Below are 16,286 nucleotides of genomic sequence, written 5' to 3' on the forward strand. Positions count from 1 at the left end.
ACACTGAAGCTGTGCGAAGATGCTCAGACAGGTGACGCGGTGCTGTCCTTTGCGTATCAAAGCGGTTAAAGCGGGCGGACAATCAGGAGAACAATATGCAAGAAGAAGTGCTGGCTACGGTCGCGGCCTCGGCACCGCGGCGCTGGACTGGGGTAGGGATGCTGGTCACGGTCGGGGCGTTGGTCATTTACGTCGCGTTGGCATCGCCGCCTGAGTTTGGCTGGCAGGTCTTCTTACTGGTTTCCGGGGCAGCCGCGTTCTGGTTGGCCCGTCGCATGTGGTACGCGACCGAAGACAGGATCGAGCTGACCCAATCCCAATTGCGCACAGGCTCGGGGCAGGTGATCTGCAATATCGAGGATGTCGAAGGCGTAGACCGGGGCGTGTTCGCATTTAAGCCATCAAATGGCTTCTTGGTAACCACTCATGCACGAAGCTCAAACCAGTGGGCGCCCGGTCTTTGGTGGCGTGTCGGACGAAGGATTGGCATAGGCGGCATGACAGCCGCCGCCGAGACCAAATACATGTCGGAAATGCTGTCGGCGATGCTTGCTGAAAAGAGTTAGACACCCAAGCAAGCAGGGTCGGTATTGACGATCTGGTCGAAAACACGCGGGTGTGTGAAGACCAGATTATCCATTTCAAAGTCAGCAAATTTGAATGCCATCTGGAATGGCGCTTTGTATGTATTGTTGGTTTCGACCAGTATCATTGAGCCGTTATCAGGCATTACCGGAAGCCGTTGTTTGATTTTCACGATCTCTGCGTCGGTCCATTTCTGATATCCAGTGCCCCGCACGCAGGACCATAGAACATCGTGGAGATCGTTATCACCATCATAGGTCAGATAGGTCACACGCATCGAGACCGGTGCTCTGGTATCAACCATGTTTTCCAGAAGGTCGTACATGGTGTTGATATACGCGGCGTTAACATCTTCAGCTTCGCGTGAGAGCACATCCGCAACTGCGTAGGCTCCTTTGATGTTGATCGCGCTTTGGCGATAGCTGTCATAATAGGTGTAAGACGCAAACATTGACCAGAACAGCAGCGGCAATATCAGCATTGCCTCGACCGATAAGGCGCCGTCTTCTCGTTTGAGAAAGCGGTTCAGCAGTGCCTTGGGAAGGTTGCGATTCTCTTTGTTAATTCGAGGCATCGGCCACATCCACTGTTGTGTCAGATGAATCGTCAGGATCAGCTGATGAACCACCAAATGGTTCATGAACAAATACGGTCGTCGCCTGCAATTCCCATTGGCCGTCGTTGTCCTGCTTCGCAATGCCGCTCAGCATCGAAAGCCCAAAAACAGGTGAAACCTCAAGACAGGCGCGGATAATCATAAGCTCATTTGAAGTCCCTTGTTCAAAAACAACTTCGTCCGGCTTACGAATTGTCTCCGGAGTGTCGACGCAATAGGGGGTTGGATCCAACTGATTGCCGACCCGCGGATCAATGGACTTCATCTCGAGCGCGAGGTTTTCCGAGCAATTGGTTATCAGCGCTTCGTCACAGATCATTTTCTTCAGCAGCGCGTGATCCCATTCATCTTCCCCTTCAGGAAGGCGATTAAGCCGGACTTCCCGAATTGTCATATCCAGAGATCGTTCAAGATCGGCATGGTGGAAGGACTGCAATCCCAGATCCATGCCTGAATAAGCGACATACAGGAAGAATGGAAACCAGAAGATAAACTCGATAGACGAGTTTCCATCCTCATTCTTTCGAAATCTCCGAAGCCGATTCCGCAGTGTCTTTGTCATTGGGTCAGCCTCAGGTTTTGAATGGAGGTGCTGATTGAATCGAAGACGCGTTCAATCTGATTGCCGGTCGCTTCATAGTAACGGGCAGGTTTGATCGCGCAGTCTTTCAGCATCTGCTTAACACCGTAGGGTGCCTCAAAAGCGATCGAGAAGATGATGACATTTTCTTCTTCTGCTTCAACGCAGAGATCTACAACGTTTGGATTTTTTGTCGAAGGGCCAATTTCGGTTGTCGATTTGTTGGCAAACTCATTGCCGCGATCCCAGCCCCACGCATGGCGCAACATATCCCGAATTTTGTTTTTTTCAGTGTGCGCCCAGACATCAGGCCAATCCAACCGAACGGGAACCTCTCCATTTTCGTCGTAGTCGCGATAGTCATTCTCATTCCAGCTATGGCAAGTACCATCAGAATAATTGGTGCAGCGATATCTTCTGTAGGATCCCGTGCCATGCGCATGATCCTGATACCTATCGCGTTTCCAGCGTTTGTCGTCTTCCCTGATCGTCTCTGCGACGTTCGGCCAGGCCCAATCGTTGTAAACTTCATCGTAGATGGAATAGGTTTGGGCGCTTTCATTCCAATAGATGTCCGAAGGGCCGTCATGATATGGCGGATTCACTTTGTGCTGATAAGTGTTTTCACCATCCGTCATCAACACCAGAACTTTGAGGGTGTCAGTGGTCTTGTTCGGGGCTGGTCGAATGTCGAACGAGTCCGGAATTTCTGAACTGTCCGCAATCTGTGCGATCAGCGGTTGAATGCTATCGTCAAGCAAGGTCAGGCCCCACTTGAGGCCCACGTCGATTGAAGTCCAGCCGCTTGCCACGAGGTTCTGGATCTGGCCTTTCAGAATGTCGGGGTCGTTCTGGATTACAGTCATCTCTCGCCGATCGGTGGTGGTTTCAAGGCGGCAGGTATTGCTGGTTACCAGCGTGTCGCTGAACCTTTTGTCGCTGGAACCATTGTCCTTGAAGTGAAGAGTCTGAGGGACGTAGTCCCCTTTGGTGATGATGTTACCGCCGGCGTCCACGATGTCGTAATAGTTGAAATCGGTTGTTGTGAAGTCCGAAGCTTGGAAGTCGATGCAGTTGGCCCGTTCATTTGCTCCAGTCGTGTTCAAAGCATTCATCAGATAGTCAGGCACCGACACCTGTTCCGAGTAGGGCACGATCGAGATCGACAATCTACCATCCTCAGATTTCAGGATCATTTCATCGATAAAGTCCTCAGCTGCACTTTTGAGGTTGGTCAGTTTTGTCCCGCGCATTGAACCCGACACGTCCAGAACCAAGGAAATTTCGACGTTACCAATCGATTCTTCGGCGATACTGGTGGCGGTTGTATCAATGTAGTCGACGCCACTCCATTTCATGAAATGTGTCTCAATGCTCATATCGGCGCTGGCTTCGACTTTCCGTTTGCCTTCAAGTTCGTCAACCTGAGTCACGGTTCCGTCGTCGTTTGTCGTGCATGTCTCGGGTTCGACCTTGATATTTTTGATGATATCCGTATCGAAACCTTCTTTGCGAATGTAATCATTCACCACGACCCGTGGGCAAAGCTCTTGGTCCAGGTCAGCTGCGGCAAGGACCGCGCGGTCAAGTGCGTATTGTAGCCTTACCCTTTCGCGATCATACCGCATGACGTCGACCGCGAACCCGGCCACGGTGAAGACTATCATGATCAGGAAAAGGGCAAGGATCGTCATCGTGCCTTCTGTCGAAGAAACAAAGTGCCGCAAGTGCCGCGAACAACTGTTTTCGCGGCAGAGACGGTTGAATTGGGCCTTCAAATCAAACTTGCGCATAATTGGTTCCTCGGTCGATCAGACACACTGATGCCAGCACTTCGCAACTTTAATAATTTACCCACGGATCGTGGCGAGATTTGGGCGCAGTGGACACTATGCTGCTCGTTTTTAACGAGATTCAGCGTTATTCCCGGTGTTATTGGTGGTTTTGTTTCGCGCCTTTGGACAATCGCGCGGCTTTCGTTAACGCCCGACTCACCAATGGAGCTGAAAAGTAAAGTTCACAAACTGATGAAAATACGTGCAGTTACTGATTGCGGTATTTGGCAAGCAGTGCGACAAAAAGTCATGACGTATCTCGTCTACCGGCACGGAGGATTTTATGACCGGCATTAAAGAACCCAGCTTTCGTGAGAGTGTTGATTTGATGTTCAACAGAGCGGCGTCTCTGATGGATTTGCCGCCCGGGCTAGAAGAGAAGATACGGGTTTGTAATGCCACCTACACCGTTCGGTTCGGGGTGCGTCTGCGGGGGCAGATCCACACCTTTACCGGATATCGTTCGGTTCATTCGGAACATATGGAGCCGGTAAAGGGTGGCATTCGCTATGCCTTGGCGGTGAACCAGGATGAGGTCGAAGCGCTCGCTGCGCTCATGACTTACAAGTGTGCACTGGTCGAAGCGCCCTTTGGTGGCTCGAAAGGGGGCCTTTGCATTGATCCTCGCCAGTATGAAGAACATGAGATGGAACAGATCACGCGTCGTTTTGCCTATGAGCTGGCAAAGCGCGATCTGATCAACCCATCTCAGAACGTCCCTGCGCCCGATATGGGAACCGGCGAGCGCGAAATGGCGTGGATGGCTGACCAATATGCGCGGATGAATACGACCGATATCAACGCGCGAGCCTGTGTGACAGGTAAACCGCTGAACGCGGGGGGCATCGCGGGCAGGGTCGAAGCAACCGGGCGCGGCATCCAATACGCGTTGCGCGAATTCTTCCGAAACCCGGAAGACGTCAAGAAGGCGAACTTGTCAGGCACGCTGGACGGAAAGCGCGTCGTCGTGCAGGGATTGGGTAACGTGGGCTATCACGCAGCCAAGTTCCTCAGCGAGGAAGACGGGTCGCGTGTGGTCGGCATCATCGAATGGGATGGCGCACTGTACAATCCCGATGGCATCGACGTAGAAGCCGTGCGGCAGTGGATCGTCAAGCATGGCGGCGTGAAGGACTATCCCGACGCCACACATTCCGCCGAGGGTGGCGCGGTACTTGAAGCCGAGTGTGACATCCTGATTCCGGCGGCGCTGGAGGGGGTAATAAACCTATCCAACGCCGAACGTATTAAGGCACCACTGATCATCGAGGCCGCCAACGGGCCTGTCACGGCGGGTGCGGATGAGATCATGCGCAAGAAAGGCACGGTGATCATTCCTGACATGTATGCAAACGCCGGTGGTGTGACCGTGTCCTATTTTGAATGGGTCAAAAACCTCAGCCACATCCGTTTTGGCCGGATGCAGCGGCGTCAGGAAGAAGCTCGGCATGAGTTGATCGTCAGCGAACTGGAACGGTTGGATCGGTATCTGGGTGATGCCTGGTCGATGTCACCGGATTTCAAGGCGAAGTACCTCAAGGGTGCGGGCGAGTTGGAGCTGGTGCGTTCGGGTCTCGATGACACGATGCGCATTGCCTATCAGTCGATGAGCGAAGTCTGGCATGATCGCGCTGATGTCGACGATCTGCGCACGGCGGCCTATATCGTTGCGATCGACCGCGTCTCAAAAAGCTATCGCGCCAAGGGCCTCTGAGCGCCCAGACAACAGAAGATTCTTGAGTGGCCAACCATCGGGTTGGCCACTTTTCATTTCGGCCGAAGTCGTCTGAGTGGATGGATTAGTCGCCCAGCGACAAGTTTTCGTCGAAAACAGGAGTGGAACCGGATTCTGGCGTTGTTACTGCTGGGTGAAGTTGGTTTGATGCCGACACACCTGTAGGGAGTTCTGAATGCGTTTCTCCGGCTTGCGCGTCCTGAAAGAGGGCCTGACCGGCAATAGAGGCTGGACGCCGCACTGGCGCGAGCCCGAGCCCAAATCCGAATATGACATCGTCATTATCGGTGGTGGGGGTCATGGGTTGAGCACGGCCTATTATCTGGCCAAGGAGCATGGTCTGACCAATATCGCTGTTCTGGAAAAGGGCTATATCGGTGGGGGCAATGTCGGGCGCAACACCACCATTGTGCGCGCGAACTACTTTTTGCAGGGCAATTCCGAGTTCTACTCGCACTCATTGAAGCTGTGGGAAGGTCTTGAGCAAGATCTGAACTACAATGTCATGCATTCGCAACGCGGGATCATCAACCTGTTCCATTCGGACGGGCAGCGTGATGCCGCTGCGCGCCGGGGCAACATGATGATCAGTCAGGGAGACGATGCTATCCTGCTCAATCGCGATGAATTGAGGCGGATGGTGCCCTATCTGAATTTCGATGACCTGAGGTTCCCTCTGTATGGCGGTCTCTACCACCCGCGCGGAGGTACAGCGCGACACGATGCAGTGGCCTGGGGCTATGCGCGCGGAGCGGACCAGCGCGGCGTGGATCTGATCCAGAACTGCGAAGTGACTGGTATTGATATCGAGAATGGCGTGGTGCGCGGTGTTCAGACCTCGCGTGGGCCGATCCGGGCCAAGAAGGTGGCGATGGTTGCTGCCGGGCGTTCAGGTCAGGTGGCGGCGATGGCTGGAATGAGGCTGCCGATTGAAAGCCATGTCTTGCAGGCCTTCGTGACCGAGGGTCTGAAGCCCTGCATCGATCATGTGGTGACGTTTGGCATGGGGCATTTCTATATCAGCCAGTCAGATAAGGGCGGTCTGGTCTTTGGTGGTGATCTGGATTTTTACGCCTCCTATGCGGCGCGAGGTAATTTACCTACCGTCGAAAGCGTGATGGAGGCCGGGATGGCGCTGATGCCGATGATCGGCAAGGCGCGGGTGCTGCGATCCTGGGGCGGGATCATGGATATGTCGCCCGATGGCTCTCCGATCATAGACCGAACGGATATTGATGGGCTCTATCTCAATTGCGGCTGGAACTATGGTGGCTTCAAGGCGGTTCCGGGTTCGGGGAATGTGTTTGCGCATCTGATTGCGACGGATCGGTATCACGAGAATGCCACCGGCTTCCGACTGGATCGTTTCCGCACCGGGCGCGGGATTATCGATGAAGAGGGCAAGGGCTCTCAGCACAATCTGCATTGAGGGGCGCGATGTTGGATTTGGGTATTATTGAAAAGATCAAGAAGGGCGCGCGGCTATGAGGATCACCTGTCCATATTGCGGCGAGCGGGATCGGCGCGAATTCTATTATCGCGGGGCGGCAGTGGATCTGGACCGACCGGCCCCGGATGCCGGTGAGGCGGCTTGGGATGATTTTGTCTACCAACGGGAAAACCCGGCAGGGCCGACACGAGAGCTTTGGTATCACGAAGGCGGGTGCGGTGCATGGATCGTGGTCACACGAAACACGGTCACGCATGAGATGATCGACGCGCAGCCGGCATCGGAGGAGCGGGCATGAGGATCGATGGAAAGGGTCTTATCGATCGTACGCAGTCGATTCCGTTTGTTTTCGATGGTGCCAGCTATAGCGGCTATGCGGGCGACACCCTGACCTCAGCGCTTTTGGCGAATGGCGTACGACTGATGGGGCGTTCGTTCAAGTACCACCGGCCTAGGGGTGTGCTGAGCGCAGGCAGCGAAGAGCCGAATGCGCTGATGACCGTGGGGGCAGGCGCAGGTCAAGAACCAAATATTCGCGCCACGATGCAAGAGATCTATCCGGGACTTGAAGCGCGCAGCCAGAATCGCTGGCCCAGCCTGAGTGTCGATTTGATGGGGATCAACGATCTGGCTTCCCCGTTTTTGGGCGCGGGTTTTTACTACAAAACCTTCATGTGGCCGAAAAGCTTCTGGGAAAAGCTATACGAGCCGATTATTCGACGTGCCGCCGGATTGGGAGCACTGTCGGGCGAAGACAATGCCGACAAGTACGAAAGCGCTTATGCCTTTTGCGATCTGCTGATTATCGGGGCAGGGCCTGCGGGGCTGATGGCCGCACTGGTCGCTGGTCGTGCCGGCGCGGACGTCATTCTGGCCGACGAAAACAGTCGCGTGGGTGGGCGTCTGCTGGCCGAGACCTATGAGGTCGACGGAAAACCGGGTCCCGTTTGGGTTGACGAAGTGCTGGCCGAGTTAGCCGCGATGGACAATGTCCGCATCATGACCCGGACCACTATCGCAGGTGCCTATGACCAAGGTACCTTTGCGGCGTTGGAACGCGTTTTTCACCATACGGATCACCGCCCCAACGGGGCGCCGTTGGAAACCTATTGGCGGATCGTGGCCAAGCGGTCAGTTCTGGCGGCAGGCGCGCTGGAGCGCCCGGTCGCATTCCGCAACAATGATCGCCCGGGGATCATGACCGCTGGCGCGGTGCGGGCGTATCTAAACCGATGGGGTGTCAGCCCGGGCCGCAATGTGACGATCTTCGGAAATACTGACGATATCCATCGCACTGCTCGTGATTTGTTGGATGCTGGTGTCCATGTGGCGGCTGTGATCGATAGCCGCCATGACGCGCCCTTGTCTGACGATTACGAGGTTCTACGCGGGGCGCAAGTTTGTAACAGTTCGGGCCGTAAGGGGCTGGAGGCGATTACAGTGCGCCGCGCCAGTGGAGAAGAACGGATACACACGGATTGCCTTGCCATGACAGGGGGCTGGAATCCTTCGGTTCATCTAACGTGTCACATGAATAGCCGCCCGATCTGGAAGCGTGAGATCGAGGCCTTTGTGCCAACGCCGGGGGCCGTGCCGGGCATGGTGACAGCGGGTGCGTGCAATGGATCTTTCTCAACTACAGCCTGCCTTCGTGAAGGGATTGAGGCAGCCAAAGGCGTGCTCGGCGATCTTGGCTACAAGGCCTCGAAGACTGTGCCACCGCAGGCTGAGGATACGCCATACGAGATCACGCAGCTTTGGGCCGTTCCCGGCAAAGGGCGCGCGTGGCTGGATTTCCAGAACGATGTTACAGTGAAAGACGTCAAACAGGCCGCGACTGAGAACTTCCGGTCAGTCGAGCACATGAAGCGCTATACGACGCAAGGTATGGCGACGGATCAGGGCAAGAATTCGAACGTGGCGGCGTTGGCCATTCTAGCGGACGTCACCGGGCGCGCGATACCCGAAACCGGAACCACGACGTTCCGCCCTCCGTATTCTCCTATCGCCATTGCCGCGCTGGGTGCTGGGGCTGAAGGCAAGGGTTTCAAGCCGCAACGCTTTATCACTTCGCACAAAGCGACCGTAGCGCGGAAAGCTCCGTTGGTTGAGGCCGGGTTGTGGTATCGCCCCAGCTATTTCCCAAAGGGTGGAGAAACCACGTGGCGGCAATCCTGTGACCGTGAGGTCAACATGGTGCGTCAGGCCGTCGGGGTGTGCGATGTCTCGACGCTTGGCAAGATTGACATACAGGGGCCGGATGCGGGGGCGTTTCTGGACTTCGTTTATACGAACATGTTCTCGACCCTCAAAGTTGGCCGAACGCGATATGGCCTGATGTTGCGTGAGGATGGATTCGTCATGGATGATGGCACCACCGCGCGGCTGGGAGAGACGCATTACCTGATGACCACCACCACGGCAGGTGCTGGCGATGTAATGAAGCATCTGGAATTCGTTCATCAGGGTCTGCGCCCTGATCTGGATGTCTCGTGCATCTCGGTCACTGAACAGTGGGCACAGTTTGCCGTGGCCGGACCAAAATCGCGTGAATTGTTGAACGATCTGCTGGACACACCTCTTGATGAAGAAAGCTGGCCCTTCATGGCTTGCGGATCGATCTCGGTGCTGGGTGTGCAGGGGCGTTTGTTCCGGATCTCGTTCTCGGGCGAGCATGCATATGAAATCGCCGTGCCTGCGCGCTATGGCGCGAGCCTGTTCGATGTTTTGACCGAGCGGGCTGAGACACTGGGCGGTGGTCTTTATGGGATGGAAGCGCTGAACGTTCTTCGCATCGAAAAGGGCTTTATTACGCATTCCGAGATCCACGGACGGACAACTGCCTATGATATAGGCATGGGTCGGATGGTGTCGCAGAAGAAGGATTGCATCGGCAAAACCATGTCGCAACGTCCAGGGCTTGAAGAGCCGGGGCGCGAGCGGTTGGTCGGGCTCAAACCCATTGGCGAAAGCAAGGAATTGCTGGCGGGTGCGCATCTTTACCGGGAAGAGGCCGAGCCGGTGCGCATCAATGATCAGGGCTATCTGACCTCCGTGTGTTATTCCCCGACGCTGGAAACGATGTTGGGCTTGGGCTTCCTGGCGGACGGGCCTGAGAGGTATGGAGAAATCGTGAAAATGGTCGATCATCTGCGCGGCGTGACAACCCTGTGTGAAGTGGTGAACCCGGTTTTCTTTGACCCAGAAGGAGGGCGCGTCCGTGGATAATCTGACCGCCAAAACACCCTGCGACGGGTTGCTGCCTTTGACAATCGGCTCAGTAACGCTCAGCGAAGAGGATGTAGGGGCGATCCATTCGATCTCACCTTTCAAGGGTAAGCAAAAGGCGCTATCCGAAGCTTTGAAAGCAGCGCACGGGATGGCCTATCCATCGGCCAATCGCGCAACGGGTAAGGCTGGCGCGCGGGCGATCTGGTTCGGCCCGGCGCATGCGATGCTGATCGGGCCGTCTCCTGATGCGACCCTGACCGAGAATGCGGCCATTGTGGACCAATCAGATGCCTGGGCTGTGGTCCGGTTAGAGGGTGCTGATGTCGAAGACGTACTGGCGCGCGTAGTGCCTATTGATCTGCGTAAGGCGAACTTCAAACGCGGCCACTCCGCCCGGACCCTGCTGTTCCACATGACCGCTTCGATCACGCGCGTTGGGGAGAACACGTTTCAGATCATGGTCTTCCGATCCATGGCTGAGACACTGGTTCACGATTTGAAAAGGGCGATGGAAGGCATCGCCGCGCGCGGGTAAGCTGCGCTGAAAGAAACGAATCTTCGGAGATCCCCATGTTGCGTATCGCTATCGTTGCGGCCGTGCTGGCCACGCCAGTGGTTGCACAGGAAACCAAGGAACAGAGCTGCAAGTATCAGGCCGACGTTGTTGCAGCGATACAGAAAGCACGACTTGACCGGGTCAAGGAACGCGATGTGGCGCAGGCGGTGGCCGACAGTGGTCCTACCTGGCCCGAGAACTACAATGCCGCTGTTCCGCTGATCACGCCTTGGGTATATGAGCAGAAGATGCGCGACGTGCGTAAGAAGGATCTCGGAGCTGCGTGGCTGGAGTTGTGTTTACAACAATAATCCACAGTCAGATCATTTCTCTGTGGACAACCGCGCGCCATCCCCTTGGCGCGCGTTTTCATTTCTGGCAGGTTTGACCCATGTCTTTGCCCCCCGGATTTCTGGATGAACTGCGCACGCGCCTCAGCCTGTCTCAGGTTGTTGGGCGTAAGGTCATGTGGGACCAGCGCAAATCCAATCAGGGCAAGGGGGATATGTGGGCGCCTTGCCCATTTCATCACGAAAAGACCGCCTCGTTCCACGTCGATGACCAAAAGGGATTCTATTACTGCTTTGGCTGCCACGCCAAAGGGGACGCGATCAGTTTTGTGAAAGAGACCGAGAATGTCTCTTTCATAGAAGCCGTGGAAATTCTGGCGCGCGAGGCCGGGATGCCGATGCCCGCACGCGATCCCAGGGCGCAGGAAAAGCAGGACCGCCGTTCACAGCTGGCCGAGGTGATGGAACAGGCTGTGCAGTTTTTCCGCCTGCAACTCAAGACCGGCGCAGGGGCGGGGGCGCGCGACTATCTGGGGCGCCGAGGACTGGATGCGCAGGCGGTGGATCGGTGGGAGATCGGGTTCGCGCCGGACGGCTGGCAGGCGTTGTGGGATCATCTGACCGGTAAGAGTGTCTCCGAGGACCTGATCCTTGGGGCCGGGCTGGCGAAACCTTCGAATAAGGGCAAAAAGCCCTATGACACATTCCGCAACCGCATCATGTACCCGATCCGCGACCCGCGCGGGCGGTGCATTGCGTTTGGTGGCCGGGCGATGGATCCCAATGACAACGCCAAATACCTGAACTCGCCCGAGACCGATCTGTTCGACAAAGGCCGCAGCCTCTACAACCATGGCCCCGCACGACAGGCGGCAGGCAAGGGGCAGCCTTTGGTTGTGGCCGAGGGCTATATGGACGTGATCGCTTTGGCAGAGGCCGGGTTTGGCGCGTCGGTTGCGCCATTGGGGACGGCGATCACCGAGCATCAGTTGCAACTACTTTGGCGCATCTCTGACGAGCCGATCATCGCTTTGGATGGCGATACGGCAGGGCTGCGCGCGGCGATGCGGGCGGTCGACTTGGCATTGCCGTTGCTGGAGGCGGGTAAGTCACTGCGCTTTGCGCTAATGCCTGAAGGCAAGGACCCTGACGATTTGCTGCGCGCCGAAGGCGCAGGGGCAGTTCGATCAGTTCTGGACGGTGCCATTCCGATGGTGAAGCTGCTGTGGCAGCGCGAGACTGAGGGCAAGGTTTTTGATAGCCCAGAACGCAGATCTGCATTGGACAAAGCGCTTTGGGAGAAGATCAAGTTAATCCGAGATAAGTCGATACGAAATCACTATCGGCAGGAGATCCGGGATCTACTTTTTCATTTTTACCGCTCTCAGAAAAAGTTCCCTGCAAAAAATTGGAAATCCAATCGGGATAGGGATCGCAAAACTGCCGGACCTACACAGGGTGCACGCACTTCTTTCTTGGCTGCTAACGACAACAGCGCTGCTATTCGGCTCCGTGAAAGTGTCATTCTTGCAGTTGCTATATTGACGCCTGCTTTGGTGGTGCAGTTCGAAATTCAGATCGACGAAATGACATGCTTGGATCCCGAACTAAATGCCATGAGAGATGTCTTGTTGCGACATGCGGTTGATGATCCGGACAACATTAAAGATCATATTGTCGCAGCTTTGGGACCGGAACCCCTTGAAAACCTGCTGGCCCTTCGCCATGTCGCAGTGATCCCCTGTGTGTACAAACCGGGCGACGTTGAAAAGGCCGAGATGACGCTGGCCGAGGAACTCGCAAAGATCAAAGCGCTCCGGGGGTTGGATGCTGAGATTGCCGAAGCGGCAGAGGAATTGTCTGATCTGGCCGATGAGGCGCTGACATATCGGCTGGCGCAAGCCGCCGAAGAGCGCAACCGTACAAGCCGCAGCCAGAACGAAGACAGGGCCGTTTTCGACATCGCCGACAATGGTGCGCGAATCAACCGCGATGAGAAAGACGCGTTTGAGGCCATCACGTCTGGCATCAAATTCGAACGGAAACATCGATGAAGTGGTGTTTTCGTAAGGCACTGGAAAAGAAAAACGGGTAAACGGGTGGCCGAATCACTTCTACGCGCTAATGATTCGGTTCAAACGAATCACCCATCCCTGCAGGAGCATTGAATGGCCGCCAAGGATACGAACGAAGACCGCAAATCCGACGAGCAGGAACAGGAAATCTCGCTGGACATGAGCCAGGCCCAGGTCAAGAAGATGATCGCCGAGGCTCGCGAGAAAGGTTACATCACCTACGACCAGCTCAATCAGGTTCTGCCGCCTGATCAGGTCAGCTCGGAACAGATCGAAGATGTTATGTCGATGCTGTCCGAGATGGGCATCAACATCATCGAAGATGAAGAAGCCGAAGAAGAAGAAAACAAAGGTTCGACCGAACTGGTCACCACCGAAGGCCCGCGCGAGGTTGCGCTGGCTGGTGCCGCAACCGAAAAGCTGGATCGCACCGATGACCCCGTACGCATGTATCTGCGCGAGATGGGTTCAGTCGAACTGCTGAGCCGCGAGGGCGAGATTGCTATCGCCAAGCGGATCGAAGCCGGTCGGAACACCATGATCGCTGGTCTGTGCGAAAGCCCGCTGACCTTCCAAGCGATCACCATCTGGCATGACGAACTTTTGTCCGAAGACATTCTGCTGCGGGACGTCATCGATCTGGAAACCACTTTCGGCAACCAGATGGATGAAGACGGCGAGGTTGAAGAGCCGGTTGTCGATACCTCATCGGTGCAGGCGGCCAAGCCTGCCAAGGATGAGGGGCCGGAGCTTGACGCTGACGGCAACCCGATTGCCAATGATGATGACGATGATGACGACGATCAGGCCAACATGTCCCTGGCCGCGATGGAAGCAGCGCTGAAGGATCAGGTGCTGACCACGCTGGAACGCATCTCGACCGACTTCGCGATGCTGTCCGAAATGCAGGACAGCCGGATTTCTGCGACGCTGAACGAGGATGGCACTTTCAGCGCGAAGGACGAAGAAACCTATCAGAAGCTGCGCGCTGAGATTGTTGAACTGGTGAACGGTCTTCACCTGCACAACAACCGGATCGAAGCTCTGATTGACCAGCTCTATGGCATCAACCGGCGCATTATGTCACTGGACAGCTCGATGGTGAAACTGGCTGACCAGGCTCGCATCAACCGTCGCGAGTTCATCGATGCGTATCGTGGGCGCGAGCTGGATCCGAACTGGTTGGCTGAAATGGCTGAGAAGCCGGGCCGGGGCTGGCAGATGTTCATCGAACGCTCGACCGAAAAGGTTGAGGAACTGCGCAACGACATGGCTCAGGTTGGCCAATATGTTGGTCTCGATATCCCTGAATTCCGCCGCATCGTGCAGCAGGTTCAGAAGGGTGAGAAAGAGGCGCGGCAAGCCAAGAAGGAAATGGTCGAGGCCAACCTGCGTCTGGTGATCTCGATTGCCAAAAAGTACACGAACCGCGGCCTGCAATTCCTTGATCTTATTCAGGAAGGTAACATCGGCCTGATGAAGGCGGTGGACAAGTTCGAATACCGCCGGGGCTATAAGTTCTCGACCTATGCGACCTGGTGGATCCGTCAGGCGATCACGCGTTCGATCGCGGATCAGGCGCGCACGATCCGTATCCCGGTGCATATGATCGAAACGATCAACAAGCTGGTCCGGACAGGTCGTCAGATGCTGCACGAAATCGGCCGCGAGCCAACACCGGAAGAATTGGCCGAAAAGCTGCAAATGCCGCTTGAGAAGGTGCGCAAGGTGATGAAAATCGCCAAAGAGCCGATCAGCCTCGAGACGCCCATCGGCGACGAGGAAGACAGCCAGCTTGGTGATTTCATCGAGGATAAGAATGCCGTGCTGCCGCTGGACAGCGCCATTCAGGAAAACCTCAAGGAAACCACCACACGGGTTCTGGCCTCTCTCACCCCGCGTGAAGAGCGGGTTCTGCGGATGCGCTTTGGCATCGGCATGAACACCGACCACACGCTGGAAGAGGTCGGTCAGCAGTTCAGCGTGACGCGCGAACGTATCCGCCAGATCGAGGCGAAGGCGCTGCGTAAGCTGAAACACCCGAGTAGGTCGCGTAAATTGCGGTCCTTCCTGGATCAGTAAATCGAAAGGCGCCTCATCCCGAGGCGCTTTTTTCTTTCGCCCGCTCACAATGACTGAACTTCAAATCAAATTGGCGGGAACTCGCAAGGAGTCCGGCGATGCCATCTTTATATCGCCGCTGTCCACTCATGGACAGGCCGGGGCGAGGTGATTGGGCTGATGACCCCCGGCCACGTTGTAGCTTCATGAAAGTGGATGAGAGACACGTTTGCGAAAAGCGGTCGGGGCCTGACCCGTCCAACGTTTGAAGGCGGTGGAAAACGCAGCCTGATCGGAATAACCGAGCGAATACGAGATTTCGGACAGATGCATACCGTTCTTGATAAAGGTCTGCGCTAGGTCACATCGTAAATCTTCAACGATCTCACGATATGAGGTGCCTTCATCAGCTAGGCGGCGAGCCAATGTTCGAGGGCTTAGGCCGAGCTGGGTGGCGGCGTCGTCCACCTGTACGATTCCCCCCGGCATCGCATCTGTGATCAACCCTTCGATCTGTGCTCGGGTTTTCTGTCTTGGCGACTGTCTTTCGGCCAGCAGGCGTTCGCCAAATTCAACCAAATGCGCGCGCAGGCTAGGGTCGTAAGTTGGGATCGGTGTTTCCAGCGAGGGCAGCGACAGGATGATTTCCAAGCGTTCGGCCCCGAAGGTAACTGGGAAACCTCCGATTTTCTGGTAGGTGGCTTGGTGTTGCCCAACTGTGTGCTGAAACCGTATCTCAATCGGATTCAGATTCAACTGAGTCAACGCCCGCATCCGGGCGATCGCGCCAAACAGCAGGAACTCGGTCCGCCGATGATAGCGGGAAAAGCTCGGGTCTTTCCAATCGGCCTCAAGCGAGGCAGCGTTACCTGAAAGGCGCAGATTGAAGGCCAGGGCCGGGTCGATAATGCCATGAAACCGCGCCGTATTCTCGATCACCTGCTTCAGATCACGAGAGTACTTGCTGATATAGGCCGTAATGCTGGAAGAAGAACTGAATTCCAGACCCGCCCGTGCCCCAAAGGTGATATCGCCAAGTGCATCGCAGGCGTGTCGGACAAACAGCGCTTCTTTGTGGGCGCTGTACCTTTTGGCAGGCGGTTCAATATCGCTGCGGGTCAATGCGCAGTCACTCAGGACCTGTTCCACCACGGTCGCGCTTGCGTGATCCTCAAGGGTCCGTGTCAGCAATTGAATGCGTGAAATGTCGACGTCCATCACCCAGCCCAAAAAACGCGTTACTGTAATACCGTTACCCTAGCGGCAAACCGT

14 protein-coding genes are annotated in these 16,286 nt (G+C 55.8%); 10 read left to right on the plus strand and 4 right to left on the minus strand.

The features are described 5' to 3' along the window. The first annotated feature begins 95 nt into the window (after positions 1-95). A complete protein-coding gene (locus tag ACR0AH_RS00875; protein ID WP_480589921.1) occupies positions 96-566 on the plus strand; it encodes a hypothetical protein in 471 nt (156 codons plus the stop codon). Here ACR0AH_RS00875 and ACR0AH_RS00880 read toward each other — a convergent pair. Genes ACR0AH_RS00880 through ACR0AH_RS00890 form a run of 3 tightly spaced genes read right to left on the minus strand, consistent with a single transcriptional unit; the run spans position 563 to position 3,475 of the window. Further along, a complete protein-coding gene (locus tag ACR0AH_RS00880; RefSeq protein ID WP_170396270.1) occupies positions 563-1,159 on the minus strand; it encodes a hypothetical protein in 597 nt (198 codons plus the stop codon). The genes ACR0AH_RS00875 and ACR0AH_RS00880 overlap by 4 nt on opposite strands. Further along, on the minus strand, positions 1,146-1,763 hold the full coding sequence (locus ACR0AH_RS00885) for a TadE/TadG family type IV pilus assembly protein (protein ID WP_170396272.1): 618 nt from the start codon (positions 1,761-1,763) through the stop codon (positions 1,146-1,148). The genes ACR0AH_RS00880 and ACR0AH_RS00885 overlap by 14 nt, the downstream gene beginning before the upstream one ends. After that, positions 1,760-3,475: a Tad domain-containing protein gene (locus tag ACR0AH_RS00890; protein WP_480589925.1), complete on the minus strand. Its 1,716-nt coding sequence runs from the start codon at positions 3,473-3,475 to the stop codon at positions 1,760-1,762. The genes ACR0AH_RS00885 and ACR0AH_RS00890 overlap by 4 nt, the downstream gene beginning before the upstream one ends. A gap of 129 nt (positions 3,476-3,604) precedes the next feature. Here ACR0AH_RS00890 and ACR0AH_RS00895 point away from each other — a divergent pair, with 129 nt between their 5' ends. From ACR0AH_RS00895 to rpoD, 9 genes are all read left to right on the plus strand, one after another. Continuing rightward, a complete protein-coding gene (locus tag ACR0AH_RS00895) occupies positions 3,605-3,913 on the plus strand; it encodes a hypothetical protein (RefSeq protein ID WP_480589928.1) in 309 nt (102 codons plus the stop codon). After that, the gene (locus ACR0AH_RS00900) at positions 3,900-5,330 is read left to right on the plus strand and encodes a Glu/Leu/Phe/Val family dehydrogenase (RefSeq protein ID WP_170396277.1); all 1,431 of its coding nucleotides are present in this window, start codon (positions 3,900-3,902) and stop codon (positions 5,328-5,330) included. Before ACR0AH_RS00895 ends, ACR0AH_RS00900 begins: the two co-directional genes overlap by 14 nt. A gap of 196 nt (positions 5,331-5,526) precedes the next feature. After that, positions 5,527-6,780 (plus strand): sarcosine oxidase subunit beta family protein, encoded by a 1,254-nt coding sequence (locus ACR0AH_RS00905; protein WP_170626613.1) that lies wholly within the window; start codon positions 5,527-5,529, stop codon positions 6,778-6,780. 55 nt (positions 6,781-6,835) lie between these two features. After that, on the plus strand, positions 6,836-7,099 hold the full coding sequence (locus ACR0AH_RS00910) for a sarcosine oxidase subunit delta (protein ID WP_170396281.1): 264 nt from the start codon (positions 6,836-6,838) through the stop codon (positions 7,097-7,099). Beyond that, the gene (locus ACR0AH_RS00915) at positions 7,096-10,029 is read left to right on the plus strand and encodes a sarcosine oxidase subunit alpha family protein (RefSeq protein ID WP_480589931.1); all 2,934 of its coding nucleotides are present in this window, start codon (positions 7,096-7,098) and stop codon (positions 10,027-10,029) included. The genes ACR0AH_RS00910 and ACR0AH_RS00915 overlap by 4 nt, the downstream gene beginning before the upstream one ends. Continuing rightward, positions 10,022-10,567 carry a sarcosine oxidase subunit gamma family protein gene (locus ACR0AH_RS00920; protein WP_170511881.1) on the plus strand — a complete coding sequence of 182 codons (546 nt, stop codon included), beginning with the start codon at positions 10,022-10,024 and terminating at the stop codon, positions 10,565-10,567. The genes ACR0AH_RS00915 and ACR0AH_RS00920 overlap by 8 nt, the downstream gene beginning before the upstream one ends. Before the next feature lie 35 nt (positions 10,568-10,602). Beyond that, positions 10,603-10,899 carry a hypothetical protein gene (locus ACR0AH_RS00925; protein WP_170396287.1) on the plus strand — a complete coding sequence of 99 codons (297 nt, stop codon included), beginning with the start codon at positions 10,603-10,605 and terminating at the stop codon, positions 10,897-10,899. Positions 10,900-10,979: 80 nt separating this feature from the next. Beyond that, positions 10,980-12,932 carry a DNA primase gene (gene dnaG, locus ACR0AH_RS00930; RefSeq protein ID WP_480589934.1) on the plus strand — a complete coding sequence of 651 codons (1,953 nt, stop codon included), beginning with the start codon at positions 10,980-10,982 and terminating at the stop codon, positions 12,930-12,932. 114 nt (positions 12,933-13,046) lie between these two features. Beyond that, positions 13,047-15,035, plus strand: a complete 1,989-nt coding sequence (gene rpoD, locus ACR0AH_RS00935; protein WP_170396291.1) for an RNA polymerase sigma factor RpoD — start codon at positions 13,047-13,049, stop codon at positions 15,033-15,035. A 183-nt stretch (positions 15,036-15,218) separates the two neighbouring features. Here the strand turns inward: rpoD and ACR0AH_RS00940 are convergent, their stop codons facing one another. After that, positions 15,219-16,232, minus strand: a complete 1,014-nt coding sequence (locus ACR0AH_RS00940) for an AraC family transcriptional regulator (RefSeq protein WP_170565787.1) — start codon at positions 16,230-16,232, stop codon at positions 15,219-15,221. Between the last annotated feature and the right edge of the window lie 54 nt (positions 16,233-16,286).

Source organism: Ruegeria sp. AM5, assembly GCF_056540645.1.